Here is a 22,274-nt window from a genome sequence, read left to right on the forward strand (position 1 = left end):
AGTGTGGCGCGCGAACTAGCGTGTCGTGCGTCAGAGCAGTGGCCGGGCAGGCGATCCTGGCCCCTCGTACGGCATCCGTTTTGTAGAAGTACGACCTGCTCAGACTCGTCGACCTGAGGAAACCTACAGAACGGATGCCGCGCACGGCATACTTCTTTGTCGCCGTCTCACGCACTATTTCCGCCGCGTTCGAGCCGCGCCTAACGTGGGTGCACAGCAGGCAACGACAGCACCGCGTGAAAGAAGAGGACCGACGATGGTTGATACCGCACAGCGCCCCGCCCCCCGTTCCCCCAAGTCGGCAGCGGCCTCCGCTGCCTCAGGCACCGAAAAGACGGCCAGCACAACCGCGGCCGTCGACCCGAACGTCAACACCGGCCCGATCAAGATTGCCGGCGACCCGACCGCGCCGCACGTCGACCTCGAGCAGCTCGGCCGCATGCTCCTCGGCACCTGGGCCGACGTACGTCTCGCCGCCCGCAAACTCACCGCGCAGCCCGAGATGCAGCGCATCGAAGGCCAGTCGATGCCCGAGCACCGCGCCCGCGTCTTCGCCCAGATGCAGGTCCTCGCCGACAACGGCCACGTGCACCGCGCCTTCCCGGCCTCCGTCGGCGGCCACGACGACCATGGCGGAAACATTGCCGGCTTCGAAGAACTCGTCACCGCCGACCCGAGCCTGCAGATCAAGGGCGGCGTGCAGTGGGGCCTGTTCGGCGCCGCCGTGCTGCACCTCGGCACCCAGAAGCACCACGACGCCCTCCTGCCCGACATCATGAGCCTCAAGACTCCCGGGGCGTTCGCCATGACCGAGATCGGTCACGGTTCGGATGTCGCGAGCATCGGCACGACCGCCACCTATGACCCCGACACCGAAGAGTTCGTCATTCACACGCCGTTCAAGGCTGCCTGGAAAGAGTTCCTCGGCAACGCGGCGAACGACGGGATCGCCGCCGTCGTCTTCGCCCAGCTGATCACGCAGGGCGTGAACCACGGCGTGCATGCCTTCTACACGCCGATCCGCGACGAGAACGGCGACTTTCTGCCCGGGATCGGAGGGGAAGACGACGGATTGAAGGGTGGCCTGAACGGCATCGACAATGGTCGTCTGCACTTCACGAACGTGCGGATTCCACGCGAAAACCTCCTCAACCGCTACAGCGACGTTGCCCCCGACGGCAGCTACACGAGCTCGATCCACAGCCCCGGCCGACGCTTCTTCACCATGCTCGGCACCCTGGTGCAGGGCCGGGTGTCACTCGACGGCTCGGCGGTTGCGGCGTCCGCGCTCGGCCTCACGATCGCCATCACCTACGCCGGTCAGCGCCGCCAGTTCACGGCCGGCAGCGACACCGATGAAGAGGTCATCCTCGACTACCAGCGGCACCAGCGCCGGCTGCTGCCGCGCTTGGCCACCACGTATGCGGCCACGTTCGCTCACGACGAGTTCCTGGTGAAGTTCGACGAAGTGTTCAGTGGCAAGGCCGACACCGACGACGACCGCCAAGACCTCGAGACCTTGGCCGCAGTGCTCAAGCCGCTCTCAACCTGGCACGCACTCGACACCCTTCAGGAGGCGCGCGAAGCCTGTGGGGGAGCCGGTTTCATCGCCGCGAACCGCCTCGTCGGGCTGCGTGCCGACCTCGACGTGTACGCCACGTTCGAGGGCGACAACAATGTGCTGCTGCAGCTCGTGGCCAAGCGCCTGCTCACCGATTACAGCAAGCAGTTCGCCTCGGCGGATGTCGGTGCCCTTGCCCGCTACGTTGTCAAGAACGCCGCCGACCGTGCCTTCAACGGCACGGGCCTGCGCCGTCTCACCCAGAACGTTTCCGACCGAGGCTCCACGGCGCGATCCGTTGGCGCGCTGCGAGAGACCGCCGTGCAGCGTGAGCTGCTGACTGACCGGGTCGAGAGCATGATCGCTGCTGCGGCGACCGTGCTGCGTCCGGCGAGCAAGCTTCCGAAGAAGCAGGCGGCGGACCTGTTCAACTCCCAGCAGAATCAGCTGATCGAAGCGGCGCGCGCTCATGGTGAACTGCTGCAGTGGGAGGCCTTCACACGCGCTGTCGATGCGACGACGGATGCCGGCACCAAGCAGGTGCTGACCTGGCTGCGCGATCTGTTCGGGCTCGGCCTGATCGAGAAGCACCTCTCCTGGTACCTGATCAACGGGCGTCTGTCGGCTCAGCGGGCCGTGGCGCTCACCGCATACATCGACCGGCTGATCGCCCGCATCCGCCCGCACGCCCAAGATCTCGTCGACGCTTTCGGCTACTCGCAGGAACACCTGCGTGCCCCGATCTCGAGCGGCATCGAGGCGGAGCGTCAGGCCGAGGCTCGCGCCTACTACCGCGACCTGCGCGCTTCCGGCACTGCGCCGATCGATGAGAAGGCGTCGAAGAAGCGGTAGCCCGCGCAATTCTCCCCTCGTTAGGGGGGTATGTGTGGTTTGGTCTTTTGTGCCAATCTCAGTAGGTGAGCGAAAGTCAGGTTTGATATACCTGGCTTTTCCCCTGATTTTCGCTCGCAGCTGGGACGGCACTCACATCGTTTGCAACTCGAGACGAGGTGCCAGCGACTGGGAGACGTTACCCGAACGGCTCCAGGCAGACCACGTGCCGGGGAGCGATCGTGTCTCAGTCGTTGCATTTCGAAACACCCGGTGGACCCTCCCGGCAGTCGGATTCCCCTCGCTCCCGTTGGGGGGTGACATCCGCGACCCTCGTGATTGCGCTGTTTTCGAGCTCGCTGCTCGCCTTCACCGCGATGCCCGCAGAAGCGGCCACGGGCTGCGGTGTGGCAGCGAACCCGATCCTCTGCGAGAACGCACTTCCCGGCACCGACCCATCGGTCTGGGACATCAGTGGCGCCGGTGACTCCGACATCCAGGGGTTCTCGACCGACATCAGTGTGAACGTCGGCACGGCTGTTCAGTTCAAGGTCGACACGTCGGCCCACGCTTACAAGATTGAGATCTTCCGTACCGGTTGGTATCAAGGCCTCGGTGCCCGAAAGATCGCCGATGTCACTCCTTCTGCCACGCTCCCGCAAGCGCAGCCCCAGTGCATCACGGATGCCGCCACCGAGTTGTACGACTGCGGCAACTGGAACGTCTCGGCGTCGTGGGCTGTTCCGTCCGATGCCGTTTCCGGTGTGTACTTCGCCTTGTTGACCAGAAACGACAACGGGAACTCCAGCCACATCACCTTCGTCGTGCGCAACACAGCCAGCCACTCCGCCGTGCTGTTCCAGACATCCGATCCCACCTGGCAGGCCTACAACACCTACGGTGGCTCTGATTTCTATCAGGGTGCCTCGAACGGCCGGGCTTACAAGATCAGCTACAACCGACCGGTGACCACCCGAAGTGGCCCGGACGGACGCGACTTCTATTTCAGCAACGAGTACCCGATGGTGCGATTCCTGGAGAAGAACGGCTACGACGTTTCGTACTTCAGTGGTGTCGACACCGACCGGTTCGGCGGGGCTCTGATGAACCACAAGGTGTTTCTCTCCGTCGGCCACGACGAGTATTGGTCGGCGGCCCAACGGAGCAATGTGGCCGCGGCACGCGATGCCGGGGTGAACCTGCAATTCCTCTCCGGCAACGAAATGTACTGGCACACCCGTTACGAGCCATCGGCCGACTCGAGTGCAACCGCCTACCGCACGCTCGTGTCCTACAAAGAGACCTGGGGAAACTCGAAAATCGACCCCGCCGCTGAATGGACCGGCACCTGGCGGGACCCCCGGTTCGCCTCACAGGCCAACGGTGCGGGCGTGCCGGAGAATGCGCTCAGCGGCACGATGTACATGTCGAACTTCTCCGATCTTCCTGTGACGGTCTCCGCGGCGGAGGGTAAAACACGGCTGTGGCGTAACACCAGCCTGGCCAGCCTCGCCGCGGGTTCCACTGCGGCGCTCGCCCCGCACACGATCGGCTATGAGTCGGACGAGAACATCGACAACGGCTTCCAGCCGGCCGGACTGATCAATCTGTCCACGACGACCGGGGCTGTGCCGCAATACCTGCAGGACTTCGGAAACGTCGTCGCGGCCGGCACGACCACTCACCATGTCACGCTCTACCGCGCGCCCAGCGGCGCGTTGGTCTTCTCAGCGGGCACCGTGCAATGGACGTGGGGACTCGACCAGGAGCACGATGGGCCTGGTGCGCCGGCCGACCCGCGGATGCAGCAGGCGCAGGTGAACCTGCTCGCTGACATGGGCGCGCAACCCGCCACGCTCACAGCCGGCCTCGTCGCGAGCCCGGCCAGCGCCGACCACACTGCTCCCATCGTCGTCTTCAGCTCCCCGGCAGCCGGTGTCTCGGTCGCAAACGGATCCCAAGTGACGGTGACCGGAACAGCATCCGATGTCGGCGGCGTTGTCGCCGGGGTCGAGGTTTCGACCGACGGCGGCACCAGCTGGCACCCCGCGACCGGGCGCACGGCGTGGAGCTACAGCTACATTCAGCACGGGGTCAATGCGGCGAGCATCAGGGCGCGTGCCATCGATGACAGCGGCAACTACCCGTCGTCGCCGAGTTCGCTGCCCGTGACGGTCACCGGCCCATTCTCAGTGTTCGGAAATGAGACGCCGCCCGTCGCGGACGCCGGGGACACCTCCGCGGCCGAACTCGGACTGCGGTTCATGCCGACCCAGAGCGGCTTCGTCTCCGGAGTGCGGTTCTACAAGAGCACAGCGAACACGGGCACCCACACCGGCTCGCTCTGGAACTCGTCCGGAGTGCGCCTGGCAACTGTGACGTTCGCCAATGAGACCGGCTCGGGATGGCAGACGGCCTCGTTCGCTCAACCCGTCGCCGTTGCGTCCGGAACGACGTACACCGTGTCGTACTCGGTTCCGAAAGGCCACTATGCTGCGACAAGCAACGAGTGGGCATATCGCGGCCGGACCGCGGCACCGCTCTCCGTGGCCGGTGGGTTCGGTGCGGCTCCGGCCGGTGTCTACAACACGTCGCTCGGCGCGTTCCCCACCGATAGTTTTGATCAGAGCAACTATTACGTTGACGCCATGTTCACCTCGTCTGACAACTCACCGCTTTCGGCGATGAGCCAGGCTCCTCTTCCGGGGTCGTCGAGCGTTCCGCCGAACACGACAATCAGCGCCGTATTGTCCAAGGACGTCGTTCCCGCCTCTGTCGCGATCACCGTCAAGAATCCGGCCGGCGTCGCGGCGTCCGGCACGGTCAGCTACACCGCCGCCACTCACACCGCCACTTTCGTGCCGACGAATCCGTTGGCCAACTTCACCGTCTATTCCGTCACTCTCGCCGCCACCGCCTCCTCCGGAGGGTCGCTGACGTCCGGCCAGACCTGGTCGTTCACGACGGCGCGCGCCGCCGGAACTGAAGGAATCTGCCCGTGCGGGTTGTTCACCGATTCGACCATGCCGACGACGCTGGAGGTCACCGAAGGGGTGCCGCTCGCGCTGGGCGTTCGATTCTCCAGCACCGCCAACGGCACGATTTCAGGCATCCGTTTCTATAAGAGTTCAGGGAACACCGGGCCGCACACCGGAACGCTCTGGTCGTCGACCGGAACGCAATTGGCAACTGCCAGCTTCACCGCTGAAAGCACCTCCGGCTGGCAGACCGTGACGTTCAGTACCCCAGTGGCCATCACCTCCGGCACCCAATATGTCGCGTCGTACACCAACACGACGGGAGTCTGGTCGGCATCGCCCGGTGCGTTCGCTGGAGCCGGGATCACCAGAGGTCCGCTTGTCGCCGGCACCAACGCCGGAGCATTCACCTATGCGACCGGATTCCCCGGCTCGCAATCATCGACGAACTATCTGGTTGACGTCGTCTTCAACCAGGGTCCGGATCCGATCACGGTCGTCAGCCGGAACCCGGAGGCCGGCGCCGTCAACGTCGACCCGGCGTCGACCGTCTCGGTACGCCTGTCGACACCCGTCGCCCCCGGTTACACCCTGGCCGCGACAACCGGAGGCTCCACCGTGGCCGGATCGACGGCGCTGTCGTCTGACGGGCTGACGGTCACCTTCACGCCGGCGCAGGCGCTTCCGGGCGGAGCACTGATTGCGATCAGCCTGACCAATCTGATGTCGACGCAGGGGGTCGCGCTTCCGACCCAGAACTGGTCGTTCACGACTGCGGCGTCGACCGTCTTCACCCTGTTCGCCAACCGAACCCCCACCGTTGCAGCAGCGACCGACGACTCGCTCTCGGTCGAGCTCGGCATGGCGTTCTCGACCGCCCAGGCCGGAACGGTGACGGCAATCAGGTTCTATAAGGGCAGCGGAAACACCGGCACACACACCGGATCGCTCTGGTCGTCGACCGGTACCCGCCTGGCCACGGTGACGTTCACGGGTGAGAGTGCGAGCGGATGGCAGACGGCCCAGCTGAGCACGCCGGTCGCCCTGGTCGCCGGCCAAAGCTACGTCGTCTCCTACCTGGCTCCCAACGGCCACTACTCCTACACCTCGAATGACTTCGCCCAGCCGAAGATCAACGGACCGCTCACCGCAGGATCGGCCAATAACGGGCGCTACCTCTACGGGGCCGGAGGCTTCCCGACGAGCACCTGGAATGCCACGAACTACTTCGTGGATGTGGTCTTCGCTCAGGCAGCGCCGACGTCACCCCCCACCCCGACTCCGACCCCGACCCCGACTCCGACTCCGACTCCGACTCCGACGCCGACGCCCACGCCCACTCCGACTCCGACTCCGACTCCGACGCCCACGCCCACGCCGACTCCGACCCCGGTGACCGTCGTGTCGACTGCGCCGGCGGCCGGCGCCTCGGGTGTTGCCCCGACCACCACGGTGACGGCGCAGCTCTCGGCCGACCCGGTCGGCACCGTCTCGCTGAGTGTGACCGGCCCCGCCGGATCTGTGCCGGGGGCGGCATCCTATTCCGCAGCGACGCGTACGGTCAGTTTCGTGCCGACCGCTCCGCTTGCATGGTCGACCTCGTACTCGGCAGCCGCCACAATCGCCGCTGTTGCGGTGCCCGGCGGGTCCTGGTCGTTCACGAGCGCGGCCCAACCGCCCACTGTGAGCGCGCTGTCGATCTTCGCGGCAGACGCAACACCGATCGTGCCGGCCTGGGCCGATCAGAGTGAGATTCAGGTCGGGGTCCGCTTCACGGCGGCGGTGGCGGGAAGCATCACCGGTATCCGCTTCTACAAAGGCACGCAGAACACCGGCACCCATGACGGATACCTCTGGTCGAGCACCGGAGCAATGCTGGCTCACGTTGTCTTCGCCAATGAAACCGCCACCGGGTGGCAAACCGCGACCTTCGACCAACCCGTCACGATTCAACCGGGGGTTGAGTATCGGGCGAGCTATCACAGCACTGTCGGCTGGTACTCCGTGACAGTTGGCGGGCTCACTGCCCCCGTGATCACTGGCCCGCTGACCACGCCCGCCACCGGAGCCGTCTATCGCTACGGCGCCGCTTTCCCCGACCAACTGTCTACCCACAACTACTGGATCGACGTCTTCTTCGTTCCGGCGCCATGACGAATCACCGAACAGCGTTGCCGTTACCCGAGCGGCCACGCATCATCGACTTTGGGGGAGAACGTGACTGAAAAACTGAGAATCGCCGTGGTCGGCGCGGGTTACTGGGGGCCCAACCTGGCCCGCAACTTCCATGCCTCTCCAGAATGGGAACTCGTCGCCATCTGCGACATTGACCACGATCGCGCAGCAGCTCTGGCAGAGCAGGTAGGTGGGGCACGCGTCGTCACGTCGCTCAGCACCTTGCTCGACGCCGAAGACATCGATGCGATAGCGATCGCCACTCCGGCACGAACCCACCACGGAATCACCCGGGATGCTCTGAACGCCGGCAAGCACGTGCTGGTCGAGAAACCGCTGGCGGACACCGGCGAGAGGGGGCGTGACATGGTGCGCGCCGCAGCCGAGCGCGGCCTGGTATTGATGGCGGATCACACGTATTGCTATACCCCTGCGGTGCAAAAGATTCGGGAGCTCATTGCTGAGGGCGCCCTGGGCGACATTCTTTTCATCGACTCCGTGCGCATCAACCTGGGCTTGATCAGACCGGATGTCGACGTGTTCTGGGATCTCGCGCCCCACGATCTGTCGATCATTGACTTTGTGCTTCCCGGGGGGCTCCATCCACTCAGTGTGTCGGCGCACGGGGCTGATCCGGTGGGCGCCGGGAAGTCATGTGTGGGTTATCTCGCGTTGCCGTTGCAGAACGGTGCAATGGCGCACGTCCACGTCAATTGGCTGAGCCCGACGAAAATTCGCCAGATGATCATCGGGGGCACCAAACGAACTCTGGTCTGGGACGATCTCAACCCGCAGCAGCGCGTCAGCGTGTACGACCGCGGCGTGGATCTGGGTCTGCAGACACTCGACGGATCGGAACGTACCGAGGCCACGATCTCGTATCGCCTGGGGGATACCTGGTCTCCAGCCCTGCCTGAGCGGGAGGCGCTCGGTGCCATGGCTTCAGAATTCGCCGCATGCATTCGTGAACAGCGACCCTCCCGAACCGACGGTGCAGCCGGCCTCCGCGTGCTGGCCGTGCTCGAGGCAGCGAATCGCAGCCTCGAAGCAGCAGGTGCTGCCGTGGTGCCGTCGACCGTCCCGGCATCCGCGACCGCGACGGCGACTGCATCCGTCGCGCCGTCTCTGTTCGTGGCACATCCAGAATCTGGCCCAGATCGAGAGTTGGTGGGAGAACACTGATGACGAAACTTGAGGGGGCCGCCGTCCTCGTGACCGGCGGCGCAGGGACGATCGGATCAGAGATCGTCGACCAACTACTCGACGCGGGCGTCGCACAGGTCGACGTTCTCGACAACCTCGTGCGTGGCCGGCTGGCGAACCTCGAGGGTGCCCTGGCGTCGGGCCGAGTGACGCTGATCGAGGGGGATTTGCGGGATCGCGATCTGGTGCACGATGTGACCAGGGGCAAGGACCTCGTGTTCCACCAGGCGGCGATCAGGATCACTCAGTGTGCTGAAGAACCCCGATTGGCGCTGGAGGTTCTCGTTGACGGAACATTCAACGTCATCGAGGCGGCGGTCGAACACTCAGTGGGCAAACTGATCTCCGCGTCGAGCGCATCCGTCTACGGACTCGCCGAGCAGTTCCCCACGTCCGAACGCCACCACCACCACAACAACGACACCTTTTATGGTGCGGCGAAATCGTTCAACGAGGGCATGCTGCGCAGCTTCCGGGCGATGAATGGGATCGACTATGTGGGGCTTCGCTACTTCAATGTGTACGGGCCCCGGATGGATGTGCATGGGCTCTACACCGAGGTGCTGGTGCGTTGGATGGAGCGCATCGCCGACGGGAAACCGCCGCTGATCTTCGGTGACGGCTTGCAGACGATGGATTTCGTCTTCACCAGGGACATCGCACGGGCGAATCTCCTTGCCGCGGCGAGCGACGTTCGCGAAGGCATCTTCAACATCGCGAGTGGAACCGAGACGAGCCTGCTCGGTCTGGCAGAGGCTCTGCTCGCCGCGATGGGGTCGGATCTCTCGGTCGAGCACGGCCCGGAGCGGGCGGTGAACGGGGTGGCCCGGAGGCTCGCCGACACCTCTGCGGCCCGTGACACTCTCAATTTTGAGGCGTCGGTGTCGCTCGAAGACGGACTACGGGAACTCGTCGAGTGGTGGGAACCGTTGCGCGACGAAATCGCCGCGGGGCGATCGTTGGTGACGTCATGACCCGCATCAATGTGATGAAGCCATGGATGGGCTCAGAAGAGATGCTCGCACTCAGCGAGGTGATCGCATCGGGGTGGGTGGCCCAGGGGCCGAAGGTGGCGCAGTTCGAGCGCGAGTTCGCCGCTGCGATGCAAGCCGGCCACGCCGTCGCCACCTCGAATTGCACAACCGCCCTGCACCTGGCGCTCATCGTGGCGGGTGTCGGCGCCGGCGACGAGGTGATCGTCCCGTCGTTCTCGTTCATCGCCACCGCGAACGCGCCGACGTACGTCGGCGCGCGACCGATCTTTATCGACGTTGACCCCGCCACCGGCTGTGTCACGGCGGACGGCGTGGCAGCCGCCATCACCCCGCGCACGCGTGCTGTGATCGTCGTTGATCAGGGTGGCATTCCGGTCGACCTCGATTCCATACGCGCGGTGTGTGATCCGCTGGGCCTCGTCGTGATCGAAGACGCCGCCTGTGGGGCCGGGTCCACCTATCGCGGCCGCCCGGTGGGGGCGGGCGCCGATCTCGCCGCGTGGTCCTTCCACCCGCGCAAACTGTTGACCACGGGCGAGGGGGGAATGCTGACAACCTCGAATGCCGAATGGGCGGAGCGGGCACGGCGGTTAAGAGAGCACGCCATGAGCGTCTCGGCCAGCGATCGGCAGTCACACGTGCTTGCACCGGCCGAGGAATATCTGGAAATCGGCTTCAACTACCGGATGACCGACCTGCAGGCGGCCGTGGGCATCGCGCAACTCGGGCGTCTGCCCGAGATTGTGCGCAGGCGTCGTGAGATCGCCGACGGCTACAACGAGGCGCTGCAGGGCATCGACGGGCTCCGCCCGGTCGGCGACCCCGACTGGGGCACCTCGAACTTCCAGTCCTACTGGGTCGAGGTCGAGCCCGAGTTTCCGACCGATCGCGACGGCCTGCTCGTGGCGCTCGCGGAAGCCGACATTTCCGCGCGGCGGGGCATCATGGCGGCGCACCGCCAACCGGCCTATTGGACGGCCGAGACCGGCGATGCATCGCTCGGTGTGACGGAACGCCTCACCGACAACACGCTGATTCTGCCGTTGTTCCACCAGATGACGGAGGAGGAACAGCGCCGCGTTGTCGATGTGCTGCGCGCGAGTTCCGCCGCACGGACCGGCGCGGGCGGCCGGCACTCATGAGAGACCTGATCCTGCTCGCGGCCAGTGGGCTGGCCAGGGAACTCGCATCGGCGGATCTGCGCGACAGCCGGGTAGTCGGTGTGCTCGATGACAATCGCGGGCTGCACGGCACTGAGTGTGCCGGAGCGACCGTGCTGGGCGGAGTTGCGCTCGCGGCCGAACTCGATGCCTACTTCGTGTTGTGCATGGGGTCCGGGCGTGCGCGTCGCCATGCACGTCTGCGCCTCGCCGAGCTCGGCGTCGTCGATTCGCGTTTCGCCACGATCATCGACGCCTCGGTGCGTGTGCCGGAATCATGTCAGGTCGGTGTCGGAAGCGTTGTGCTCGCTGGGACCGTGCTGACCGCATCCGTCACCGTGGGGCGTCACGTCGTGCTCATGCCCCATGTCACGCTCACTCACGACAACGTGGTCGACGACTTCGCGACGCTCGCGGCCGGAGTCTCCCTGGGCGGCTCGGTGCACGTGGGCGAAGCAGCCTCTCTTGGAATGAACTCCTCGGTGCGACAGGGCCTGGTTGTCGGCCGCGACGCTGTCGTCGGCATGGGCGCGGTGGTGTTGGAGCAGGTTCCAGATGCCGAGACCTGGGTGGGCGTCCCCGCACGCGCGATCGAGAGGACGGTGCGAGCGTGAAGGTTCCGTTTCTCGATTTGGCCGCGCAGCAGGCTGAGATCGCCGAGGAAGTGCTTCCAGTGTGGGAGCGCCTCTTTGCGACAGCGGGCTTCATCGGCGGAGAACAGGTCGACGCGTTCGAGTGTGAGTATGCCGAGTTCATCGGCGTGGGCCACTGTGTCGGGGTCGGCAACGGCACCGACGCGCTGGAGCTTGCGCTGCGCGCGGTCGGAGTGAGTCCAGGCGACGAGGTGATCGTTCCGGTGAACACCTTCATCGCCACCGCGGAGGCGGCCTCCCGGGTCGGTGCCGTTCCCGTCTTCGTCGATGTCGACCCCGACCATCTGCTGATCGACCCGGCCGCGGTCGAGGCGGCGATCACCCCGCGCACTCGGGCGATCATCCCCGTGCACCTGTACGGCCAGACTGCGCCGATGAAGGAGCTCGTCGCGATTGCCAAGCGGCACGGGCTCTTCATCGTCGAAGACGCCGCCCAATCGCAGGGCGCGTCGTCGTCTGTCGGTCGTGCCGGCGCGATCGGCCACGTCGCGGCGACGAGCTTCTACCCGGGCAAGAACCTCGGCGCGGCCGGCGACGCCGGCGCGGTACTCACCGACGACCCGGCCATCGCGGAACGGGTGAGAAACCTCGGTGCTCACGGTAGCTCGGTGAAGTATGTGCACGACCGGGTGGGCGTGAACTCGCGCCTCGACGCAGTGCAGGCTGCGGTCTTGCGCGCGAAGCTGCGCCGACTCGACAGCTGGAACGCCGCGCGCAGGGGCGGAGCTGCTCGCTACTCTGAGCAACTTGCCCAGGTGCCCGGAGTGCGAGTGCCCACCGTGCGACCGGGCAACGAAGACGTCTGGCATCTCTACGTCGTGCAGGTCGATGAGCGCGCCCGCGTGCTTGCCGAGCTCACTGCTGCGGGCATCGGCGCCGCCATCCACTATCCGACGCCGCTGCATCTCACGGCGGCCTATGCCGGCCTCGGCTATCGACAAGGCCAGTTCCCGGTCGCGGAGGCTGCGGGCGATCGCATCCTGTCGCTTCCGATGTTCCCGCACCTCACCCCGGACCTGCAGGCGATGGTCGTCGCCGCGCTCACCACTGCCACGACGGCGAGGGGAACAGGGCGATGAACGACGCGATCAATGGGGCAGCGACGCTCACAGTACTGGTGCACCTCAACAGCCTTGAGCTGGGCGGCACGCAGATCAACGCTGTCGATCTTGCGGCGGAAATGCGCGGTCGTGGCGTCGAATCGATCCTGTTGGGCGCCCGTGACACCATTCCGGATGGCCCGTCGCTGATTGAGGTCGCAGCGGCGCGTGGTCTGCAAATCTCTCTCTACGATCCCGCGCCGAGCATCTTTCCGCGTGCGCGCCAGATCACCGCTTTCGCCCGCCGACACCACGTCGATCTCGTGCATGTCTACGGATCATGGGGTGGCGGCGCACGACCGACCTACTGGGGGCCTTCCCGGTTTGCACGGACGCCGTGGGTGCAGACCGTCTACGAGATGAGCGTGTCGCCCAAGCTCTATCGTCGTGTGCCGATGATCGTCGGTACGGGCTATCAGCGCGATGAGCAGCAGAACCGCCCGGGGCGAACCATCCTCATCAGCCCGCCCGTCGATCTGATTGAGAATCACCCCGACGGGCACGACCGGACGCAGTTTCGCCGTGTGAATCGAATCGATGATGGCCCGCTCTTGGTTATCGTCAGCCGGCTTGACGCCAGCATGAAGTCCATCCCTGCCTTCGCCGCGATCGACGCGATGCGCATGCTTGCACCGATGGGAGCAAGCCTTGCCCTTGTTGGCACAGGCGACAATGTGGATGCGACCCAGGTCAGGGCGGATGCCGTCAACGAAGAGGTGGGCAGAGACGCCGTGCGGCTGATCGGGCCGATGGCCGACCCTCGACCCGCCTACGCCGCAGCCGACATCATGCTCGGGATGGGCGGCTCCGCCGCACGGTCATTGGCATTCGCGAAACCGCTCGTCGTGCAAGGCGAATCGGGATGGTCGATGCTGTTCGAGCCGTCGTCCGCCGAGACCCTCGCACGATCGAGTTACTGGAGTCCCGAGGCAGTTCCAGACGCTGCCGCGCGGCTTGCCGCGATCGTCGCACCACTTCTTGCCGACGCCGAGCGGCGCACCGAACTCGGCAGTTTCGGTCGGGCTTTCGCCGAGGAACACTTCGCCCTCACCGCGATGGCCGACCGGCTCAGCGACTTCTACCGCACTGTCCAGGGCGAGTACACGAGCCGGGATTGGCTCGCCGACCTGCCGTTCGAAGGGCGAACGCTTTCCGCCAAGGTTGTCCGCGCGACTCGACAGGCGCTGCGTCTCGCGCCGATCTCGGAGGAGAGTGCGTGATGGAGGTCGAGCGGAAGCGGGATGCCCCTGCCGAACTCTTCACCGACGTACCTGAGGTCGGGGGAGCGCCGAACGCGCTGCCGCCGATTGAATCGGCCCCTCCGCTCGACGTCGGGCGCAGTGCTGCCGCGGGAGTCGTCTGGCTGACGGTTCAAAAATGGGCGATTCGAGTGCTCAGCTTTGTGACGATCGCGGTGCTCACCCGACTGCTCAGCCCGGAGGATTTCGGCGCCGTGGCGGCAGCCTCGACGGTGCTGCCGTTCTTCTTCCTGCTCGCCGATCTCGGGTTCGCCGCCTACATCGTTCAGGTCGAGAAGACCGACCGAACAATGCTGAGCACCGCTTTTTGGTTCTCGATGACGGCTGGGATACTGCTCTGCGGGTGTGTCTTCTTCGCCGCGCCGCTGCTCGGCGCGGTCTTCGGATCCGCCGGCGTCGTACCGGTTCTGCAGGTGCTCTCGCTCTGGGTAGTCGTCACCGCAATCGGCTCGGTTCCGACAGCCCTTCTGCGCCGCGACATGCGGTTCCGGGCGATCGCGGCGCAGGGAGCGGCGGCTGCCGTCGTCGCCCAAGTCGTCGCGATCTTCATGGCTTTGTCCGGCCTTGGAGTCTGGGCCCTCGTTGCACAGTCGCTCGTCGCAGCCGTCATCTCGACCGTGCTGGCGTGGTGGGCGGTCACCTGGCACCCGACGTTTGAGTTTTCACGAACGGACTTCGTGCGGATGGCGCGCTTCGGCGGACAAGTGCTGGGTGTCGAGTTCGTTGCAATGCTCCGTGCCTGGGGTGAGGCCGCTGTCATCTCGGCGACCCTCGGTCTTGCGGCACTCGGGTACATGAGCATCGCCCAGCGCCTCGTGCAAATCGTGCAGGACCTGACGGGAAGCGCGATAGTCCCGGTCACCAACGTCGCCTTCGCCAAGATTCGCGATTCGGCCGCGCGATTGCGCGATGCCTACCTCCGCGCGCTCAAAGTGACCTACGCCGCTTTGTCGCTGCCGCTCACCATCGTCGCCGTCGCGGCCCCGCTCATGATCCCGATCCTTTTCGGCGACGGGTGGCAGCAGAGCTATCAGGTGGCGCAGGTGCTCGCGCTCGCCGGCACACTCTCGGTTGGAGCATGGCTGGATCATGGCTTGTTCTACGGGCTGGGCAGGCCCGGTGCCTGGTTCGTCTACGCCGTGATCATCGACCTGCTGACTTTCGCCACCACCGTCTTCACCGTGCGGTGGGGACTCGTCGCCGTCGCCGTCGGATTCTTGTGCGTTGCGACATTTGCCACGATCGTCCGTTGGTTCCTCGTCGCACGTGCTCTGCAGACGCGCCCGCGCGTGATCGCCGGTCCGTTCGTCTATTTGGTCATCGCCGTCGGATGCATGGGAGCGGCAGGGTGGGGCGTCAAGCTCTGGACGGCTGCACTTCCGCCCTGGCTTTCGATTGTTCTGATCGTGCTCGCAATGCTCGCGGTGCACATCGGGATCACGCTACTGATGGCCCGGCCCGCAATTCATGAAGCGCTCAGGATCGCGAGTCGGTTCGGGATCGGCGAACGTTTTCAGTTCCTCGCGCGGATGCGAGAGCAGTCATGACCGCCGCGCCGGGGCTGGCCACTCGAATGGGCGGACAAACGTTCGCGCTGACGCTTCGCGTCGTCACCGGGGCGACCGGGATGCTGCCACCACGCATCCGCTACGGGTACGTGCACCGAATCACTCAGGTTTTTCTGCGCAAGCCGCTCCCGGAATTGCGCGCACGGGTGGCCGATTCGGCATTGGGGTCGTCGGCGCCGGCCGGATGCGCCGGAGATCTCACCTGCGTCCTCGGGGTTGGCGCACTCGACATCGGCGGGATCGGCTCGGTCGTGGAGGTGCTCGCCACCTGGCTTCCGGCGGCCGGGGTCACCCCGGCCGTTGTCTGCCTCGGTGACGGTGTGCGTGCACAACGCATCCGCGACCTGGGTATCGAGGTGCGTTCCGTATTCGATGGTGCGACGGCGCTCCGCGCGATCGACGAACTCCGCCCGGATGTCATTCAGCTCCACGGCGCCCCGGCCTTTCTTGAAGCGGCCGCCCAGGAGAACGGAGCGCCGCTCGTGCCGGTGATGCACAACACAGAGATCCACTTCTCCCGTGCCAGATGGCGCAGGTTGTCGGAGCTTCTCAGCCGATCAGCTTCCGCCGTCGCCGTCAGCGAGCTTGTCCGCACGTTCCACGCGGCTCATCTGCCGGTGCTGCTCCGGTCGCGGATCGCGGTGATCCCGAACGCTGCGCCGGGAAGCCGTGCGCCCGACGCCGAGCAGCGTCGTGTCGCCCGCGAGAGTCTTGAGCGCGCCGTCGGCGGTCGTTTTCACGATGACGTCGTCTTCGTCTGCCTTGCCCGGTACGACGCGCAGAAGAACATCGCCGGGACGGTTGCCTCATTTCTGGCGTGCGTTGCGGCAGGCGTGCCGGCACAGCTCGTGATCGCGGGCGAACCATCCGACTGGGTTGAACTGCGGCGGTCCGACGCGATCCGACGCGGCAGTCGAGATGCCAAGCGAGTGCATCTGCTCGCCACCTCCGACGCACGAACGCTCCTTGCCGCCGCCGACGCCTTCGTTCTCAACTCATTCTTCGAGGGATGGCCTGTTGCCGCGACGGAAGCGTGGACCGCGGGTCTGCCGCTCATCCTGAGCGATGTCGGCGGGGCCCGAGAGCTCATCGCCCGCGATCCCGCTCGATCGGTTCTCATTGCCAACGGGGCGGGAGAGGCGAGCGTCGTGACCGACGCACGGGTTGAGCGTGCACGGTGGAGCGCGGGACACCAGCGAAATGCGTCCGAGTTCGGGGATGCCATCCGTCGCGTCGTCGACACGGTGCAGCGCGAACGTGTGGCGCCGATCCCGCCGCGCGACGCAGCCGACGGTGTCGTCGCCATGATCGAGGCGCACGCGCGTGTGCTGCGGGACGCAGCAGGTCGAAGTTCCTCCGGAAATTCGACCCGGCCGGGCCGATTTTCGGGCGATGAAGTGAGAGGGGCGGTCACGACATGAGTCGAGGGACACAACTGATCGGGAAGACGCGCCGGGCGCTGGCCGTTGGCCTGCCCGGGATCGCGCAGCGCATCGCGCAGCGGGCCTACCGCAAGACGGGCGCGGCAGACCTCCTCTTCAACCTTGACCTGGACGACCTCCTCGTCGACGTGCCCGCCGAGCTCCCCGTGCCTGCGACGCGTCCGGAACAAGGCCGGCCGCTTCGCATCGGCTGGGTGACCACTCCGCCGGCGGCAGGATCAGGCGGCCACACCACGCTCTTCCGAATCGTCGAGGCGCTGGAGGCAGCGGGGCACACTGGCGTGCTGTTCCTCTACGACAAGCACGGTCTCGACGTCGCACGCCTGACCTCGGTCATCCGGGAGTACTGGCCAGGCATGCAGGCCGAAATTCGGGATGCGCGCGCCGGGATCGAGGATGTCGATGCGGTCGTCGCGACATCGTGGGAGTCTGCGCATGTGATCGTCAAGTACGCGCGCTCGCCGATGCGGCGCCTCTATTTCATTCAGGACTACGAGCCGTTTTTCTACGGGCACGGCGCCGAGTCCGCGCTGGCCGCGATGACCTACCGGCTTCCGTTCCGTCGCATCGCACTCGGTGAAATGCTCGACGGGATGATCCGCGAGCAGACCGGGCTCGCCAGCGATGTCGTACCGTTCGGCTGTGACTCGGCTGTGTATCACTTGCCCGCTGCTGGAACTGCGCGCAGCGGAATCGTTTTCTACTGTCGTCCGGACTTCCCGCGCCGTGGCTATCAGCTCGCCTGCATCGCGCTCATGGTGTTTCACCGGAGACACCCTGACCAGGAGATCCACGTGTATGGGGCGCCGCCGCGAGGACTCAGCATCCCCTTCACTTTTCACGGGCGCATGACGACCAGTGCGTTGAACGACCTGTACGGGCGGACGATCGCTGGACTCGCGATGTCCTTCACCAACATCACCCTCGTTGCAGAGGAGATGCTCGCCGCGGGCAACATCCCGGTCGTCAATGACATTCCGCTCGCGCGCCAGGTGCTGCCCAATCCCCATGTGCTCTGGGCGGAGCCGACCGCTGTCGCGCTGGCCGACGCGCTGAGCGCTGCTGTGACCGCCGACGACCTCGCCGGCCGCGCAGCGGATGCCGCGGCATCCGTCGTCGGACGGTCGTGGAAGCCGACCCAGGACGCCGTCGTCCGCATCATCGTCGAGGAGGTGACGGGAGCATGACCGCAACAACTATTGTTCAACCGCCGCACGTGCTCATCATCGTGCAGAATCTACCGGTCCCACTGGATCGGAGGGTGTGGCTGGAATGCCAGGCCCTGATCGCACGGGGGTACCGCGTCAGTGTGATCTGCCCGAAGGGGCCAGGCGACCCCGGCTATCAGCACCTCGACGGAGTGGACATCTACAAGTACCGCCCTGCGCCGGAGGCGGAAGGTCTCGTCGGATTCGCCTGGGAGTTCGCGTACAGCTGGGTGCGCACTGCGTGGCTGTCAACGCGGGTGCGACGCAATCGACGATTCCACATCATGCAGTCGTGCAATCCACCCGACACATTTTGGCTGCTGGCTCTTCTCTGGCGTCCCTTCGGAGTCGCATTCGTCTTCGACCACCACGATTTGAATCCCGAGCTCTTCATTTCCAGGTTCGGTGAGCCGCAGGGCGGGGCGAGGTCTCTCGAGTACCGCGGCCTGCTGTGGCTCGAACGACGAACACTCCGCGCCGCGCATCGGATCATCTCGACGAACGAGTCGTACAAAGCTGTTGCAATCCGACGCGGAGGCCGCCGACCAGAGGAGGTGACGGTTGTACGCAGCGGACCGGACACCCGTCAGATGCGCCCGATCTACCCCGCGCGACCACGACCTTCCGATGAGATCAATCTGGTCTACCTCGGCATTATGGGCCCCCAGGACGGAGTCGACCAGGTGCTCCTCGTCGTTGACGAACTGGTGCACCATCGTGGACGCACGAATGTGACTGTCACCCTCCTCGGTTTCGGCGACTGCCTTGAGAACCTCAAGGTGCAATCGGCCGAACTGGGACTCGGAGAGCATGTCACCTTCACTGGACGAGTGGACCGCGCGGCGATCGCGGAGCACCTCAGCCGGGCCGACATCGGACTCTGCCCGGACTTGAAGACCCCACTCAACGATCTGTCGACGATGAACAAGACGATGGAGTACATGTCGTATGGGCTACCGGCCGTGTCCTACGACCTCGTCGAGACTCGCGTCTCCGGCGGAGACGCGCTGCTCTACGTCCCCTCGAGCGATATCACGGCGTTCGCCGATGCCGTCGAGACGTTGATCGACGACCAGGCGCTGCGCGCCGAGCTCGGAAGGAAGGCCCGCGCGCGAGTGGCCACGCTCATGGATTGGCGGCCGCAGGCTGAGGCCTATGTCGGGGTGTTCGACGAGTTGTCCGGATTCTCGCAGGCCGGACCGGCCGTCCCCGCGACCGAGGTCTCGCCCAGTGTCGACCCAGAGGGCCGACGCTACGTCGACCTTGATGACGCCGAGGAGTTCAACCGATTCCTCATCGAACGCAGCGCGCAGGCCGAGAGGAGAAGACGATGATGCCGGCCAGGACGAGCCTCCATCACCTGCTCAGCCAAGCGGCCGCCGCGACCCCGGATTCACCGGCGTTGACCTACCGCAATGTCACCATCAGCTACGACGAGACCTGGCGGATGTCCCGCGCCGCCGCAGCACAGCTCCTTGACGTAGGCCTTCAGCGTGGCGACCGTGTGGCGATCTACCTCGAGAAGCGCTTCGAAACGGTCGCGTCGATCTTCGCCGCCTCAGCTGCCGGGGGGATATTTGTCCCGGTCAACCACGTGCTCAAAGCGACCCAGGTGTCTCACATCCTGCAGGACAGCGGCGCACGAGTGCTCATCACCTCGGCCGACCGGCTCTCTCAGCTCAGCTCTGTGCTTCCGACGACGCGTGTCGCGCACGTGATCGTCGTCGGCGATGTGGCGCCAGATCCCGCCGCATCCTGGCAGGTCCACCGTTGGGAAGACGGGCAGGCGGCGGGGGGAGTCCCGCGCCGGTCCCTTGCAATCGACATCGACCCGGCCGCGATCTTGTATACCTCCGGCAGCACGGGCAAGCCCAAGGGAGTCGTGCTCAGTCACCGCAACCTGATCGTCGGCGCCGAGAGCGTGAGCACATACCTGGAGAACACCAGCGATGACGTCATCCTCAGCGTGCTCCCGCTGAGCTTCGACGCCGGCTTGAGCCAGGTGACGACCGCCTTCTCGGTCGGCGCCCACTGCGTCCTCATGAATTACCTCCTGCCACGGGAAGTGGTCAAACTGTGCGAGCGGTACGGCGTCACTGGCCTCACCTGTGTGCCTCCGCTCTGGCTGCAATTGGCTGACTTGAACTGGCCGGAGGCGGCCGCCCGTCGCATGCGGTACTGGGCCAACACGGGGGGCAGGATGCCGCGTCCGACCCTCGATCGATTGAGAGGGGTTTTCACCGGGGCCGACCCCTACCTGATGTACGGCCTCACGGAGGCGTTCCGGTCCACCTACCTTGATCCCTCGGAAGTCGATCGTCGTCCCGACTCAATCGGAAAGGCCATCCCCAATGCCGAGGTTATTGTCCTCCGACCAGACGGGACGCCGTGTGAGGCTGGTGAGGAAGGCGAACTTGTGCACCGCGGCGCCCTCGTCGCGCTCGGCTACTGGAACGACCCGATCCGTACTGCCGAACGCTATCGCCTCGTGAATCACCCTGACCAGCAGTGGCGCGCCCCCGAGCGGGCTGTCTGGTCGGGGGATACGGTGGTGGCCGACGAGGAGGGCTTCTTGTACTTCGTAGGCCGCACTGACCAGATGATCAAGACCTCGGGGTACCGGGTGAGCCCGAGCGAGATTGAGGACGCCGCGTACAGCACCGGTCTCGTGCGCGACACCGTCGCCCTCGGCGAGGATGACCCCATTCTCGGCCAGCGGATCGTACTGGTGGTCACACCGACGACGGCCGAACTCGACATCGCCGCGCTTGTCGCCGCACTCAAGCAAATCCTGCCCCTCTACATGGTCCCGTCCCGTATCGACGTTCGCGAGGACCTGCCCCGTTCAGCCAACGGCAAATACGACCGCACGCTCCTCATGTCGGAGGTGTCCGGATGAAACCGCAGGAACACATCGCCGCGTTCGGCACTATGGACGGCGAGCTCCGGGTCGGCGGGATTCCGCTCAGCCGGCTCGCCGCACGCGTCGGGTCGACGCCGTTCTTCGCCTACGACCGCGCGCTGCTCGACCAGCGTGTCGATCGACTGCGCTCCGTGCTCCCCGCACGTGTCGAGCTGAGCTTCGCGATGAAGGCAAATCCCATGCCTGCCATCGTGCAATATCTGGCACGCAGGCTCGACCGGATTGACGTCGCCTCCGGGCTTGAGCTGCGGACTGCGCTCGACACCACGATCTGGCCTGACAAGGTCAGCTTTGCGGGGCCCGGCAAGACGCCTGCGGAGATCCGGCAGGCGGTCGCAGCCGGCATTCTCGTCGAGGTCGAGTCCACTACTGAATTCCGCCGGGTGATCGCGGCGGGCGACCAGCTCGGGCTCACCCCGAACGTTGCCGTGCGTGTGAACCCCGACTTCGCGGTGAAGGGATCAGGGATGCGGATGGGCGGCGGACCGCAGCAGTTCGGCATCGACGCGGAACAGGTACCTGCGGTGCTGCGCGAATACGCCACGGCGGGAGCGAACGTGCTCGGCTTCCACGTGTTCGCCGGTTCGCAGAACCTGAATGCGGCGATCATCGCCGAGGCGCAGCGGCACACCGTCGACCTGGTGAGCGGCCTCGCCGAGCACCTGCCCACTCCTGTGCGTTACCTCAACCTGGGTGGCGGATTCGGCATCCCATATGTCGAGAAGGACCAGCCGCTCGACCTGGACGCCGTCGCAGGAAACCTCCACGAGCTAGTTGACGGGCCAATCGCCGAGCGGATGCCCGAGGCAAGTCCGGTGATCGAACTTGGTCGCTATCTTGTCGGGGAGTGCGGGGTCTACGTCACCCGCGTGCTCGACCGCAAGGTGTCGCGCGGCACGACCTTCCTTGTCGTGGACGGGGGCATGCATCACCAGCTCGCCGCCTCGGGCAACTTCGGCCAGGCCATCCGTCGCAACTACCCGGTCGCGGTTGGAAATCGCGCCGAACTCGCTGCAGAAGAAAACGTCACGGTCGTGGGATGTCTCTGCACCCCTCTCGACTTGCTCGCTGATGGAGTTGAGCTGCCTCCGGCCGATATCGACGACCTCGTCGTGATCTTCCAGGCGGGCGCGTACGGCCTGACCGCCAGCCCGACCGCATTCCTCGGGCATCCCGCACCCGCGGAAGTACTCGTCTGACCTGTCCTCGTCTCATAAA

The 22,274-nt window shown here is 65.6% G+C and carries 14 protein-coding genes; all 14 read left to right on the forward strand.

Annotation, left to right across the window (positions count from 1 at the left end; all coding sequences use genetic code 11):
- Positions 1-256: 256 nt before the first annotated feature.
- Positions 257-2,413, forward strand: coding sequence for an acyl-CoA dehydrogenase family protein (locus tag AB4Y63_RS15425; RefSeq protein WP_441791948.1), 2,157 nt, complete (start codon positions 257-259; stop codon positions 2,411-2,413).
- Between the two features lie 356 nt (positions 2,414-2,769).
- Entirely contained in the window at positions 2,770-7,524 is a 4,755-nt protein-coding gene (locus AB4Y63_RS15430; RefSeq protein ID WP_441792045.1) for a DUF4082 domain-containing protein, read from the forward strand.
- 63 nt (positions 7,525-7,587) lie between these two features.
- Positions 7,588-8,727 (forward strand): Gfo/Idh/MocA family protein, encoded by a 1,140-nt coding sequence (locus tag AB4Y63_RS15435; RefSeq protein WP_441791949.1) that lies wholly within the window; start codon positions 7,588-7,590, stop codon positions 8,725-8,727.
- Positions 8,727-9,722: an NAD-dependent epimerase/dehydratase family protein gene (locus AB4Y63_RS15440; RefSeq protein WP_441791950.1), complete on the forward strand. Its 996-nt coding sequence runs from the start codon at positions 8,727-8,729 to the stop codon at positions 9,720-9,722. Before AB4Y63_RS15435 ends, AB4Y63_RS15440 begins: the two co-directional genes overlap by 1 nt.
- Positions 9,719-10,885, forward strand: coding sequence for a DegT/DnrJ/EryC1/StrS family aminotransferase (locus AB4Y63_RS15445; RefSeq protein WP_441791951.1), 1,167 nt, complete (start codon positions 9,719-9,721; stop codon positions 10,883-10,885). The genes AB4Y63_RS15440 and AB4Y63_RS15445 overlap by 4 nt, the downstream gene beginning before the upstream one ends.
- The gene (locus AB4Y63_RS15450; protein ID WP_441791952.1) at positions 10,882-11,517 is read left to right on the forward strand and encodes a NeuD/PglB/VioB family sugar acetyltransferase; all 636 of its coding nucleotides are present in this window, start codon (positions 10,882-10,884) and stop codon (positions 11,515-11,517) included. Before AB4Y63_RS15445 ends, AB4Y63_RS15450 begins: the two co-directional genes overlap by 4 nt.
- Positions 11,514-12,635 (forward strand): DegT/DnrJ/EryC1/StrS family aminotransferase, encoded by a 1,122-nt coding sequence (locus AB4Y63_RS15455; protein ID WP_441791953.1) that lies wholly within the window; start codon positions 11,514-11,516, stop codon positions 12,633-12,635. Before AB4Y63_RS15450 ends, AB4Y63_RS15455 begins: the two co-directional genes overlap by 4 nt.
- The gene (locus AB4Y63_RS15460) at positions 12,632-13,876 is read left to right on the forward strand and encodes a hypothetical protein (protein ID WP_441791954.1); all 1,245 of its coding nucleotides are present in this window, start codon (positions 12,632-12,634) and stop codon (positions 13,874-13,876) included. The genes AB4Y63_RS15455 and AB4Y63_RS15460 overlap by 4 nt, the downstream gene beginning before the upstream one ends.
- Positions 13,876-15,462 carry a lipopolysaccharide biosynthesis protein gene (locus AB4Y63_RS15465; protein ID WP_441792046.1) on the forward strand — a complete coding sequence of 529 codons (1,587 nt, stop codon included), beginning with the start codon at positions 13,876-13,878 and terminating at the stop codon, positions 15,460-15,462. Before AB4Y63_RS15460 ends, AB4Y63_RS15465 begins: the two co-directional genes overlap by 1 nt.
- Positions 15,459-16,904, forward strand: coding sequence for a glycosyltransferase family 4 protein (locus AB4Y63_RS15470; RefSeq protein ID WP_441791955.1), 1,446 nt, complete (start codon positions 15,459-15,461; stop codon positions 16,902-16,904). The genes AB4Y63_RS15465 and AB4Y63_RS15470 overlap by 4 nt, the downstream gene beginning before the upstream one ends.
- The gene (locus AB4Y63_RS15475; RefSeq protein ID WP_441791956.1) at positions 16,901-18,112 is read left to right on the forward strand and encodes a rhamnosyltransferase WsaF family glycosyltransferase; all 1,212 of its coding nucleotides are present in this window, start codon (positions 16,901-16,903) and stop codon (positions 18,110-18,112) included. Before AB4Y63_RS15470 ends, AB4Y63_RS15475 begins: the two co-directional genes overlap by 4 nt.
- A complete protein-coding gene (locus AB4Y63_RS15480; RefSeq protein ID WP_441791957.1) occupies positions 18,109-19,467 on the forward strand; it encodes a glycosyltransferase family 4 protein in 1,359 nt (452 codons plus the stop codon). Before AB4Y63_RS15475 ends, AB4Y63_RS15480 begins: the two co-directional genes overlap by 4 nt.
- Positions 19,464-21,032: an acyl-CoA ligase (AMP-forming), exosortase A system-associated gene (locus AB4Y63_RS15485; RefSeq protein WP_441791958.1), complete on the forward strand. Its 1,569-nt coding sequence runs from the start codon at positions 19,464-19,466 to the stop codon at positions 21,030-21,032. The genes AB4Y63_RS15480 and AB4Y63_RS15485 overlap by 4 nt, the downstream gene beginning before the upstream one ends.
- Positions 21,029-22,255 (forward strand): pyridoxal-dependent decarboxylase, exosortase A system-associated, encoded by a 1,227-nt coding sequence (locus AB4Y63_RS15490; RefSeq protein WP_441791959.1) that lies wholly within the window; start codon positions 21,029-21,031, stop codon positions 22,253-22,255. Before AB4Y63_RS15485 ends, AB4Y63_RS15490 begins: the two co-directional genes overlap by 4 nt.
- Positions 22,256-22,274 lie beyond the last annotated feature (19 nt).

Source organism: Leifsonia sp. YAF41 (assembly GCF_052113185.1).
Lineage (GTDB): Bacteria > Actinomycetota > Actinomycetes > Actinomycetales > Microbacteriaceae > Cryobacterium.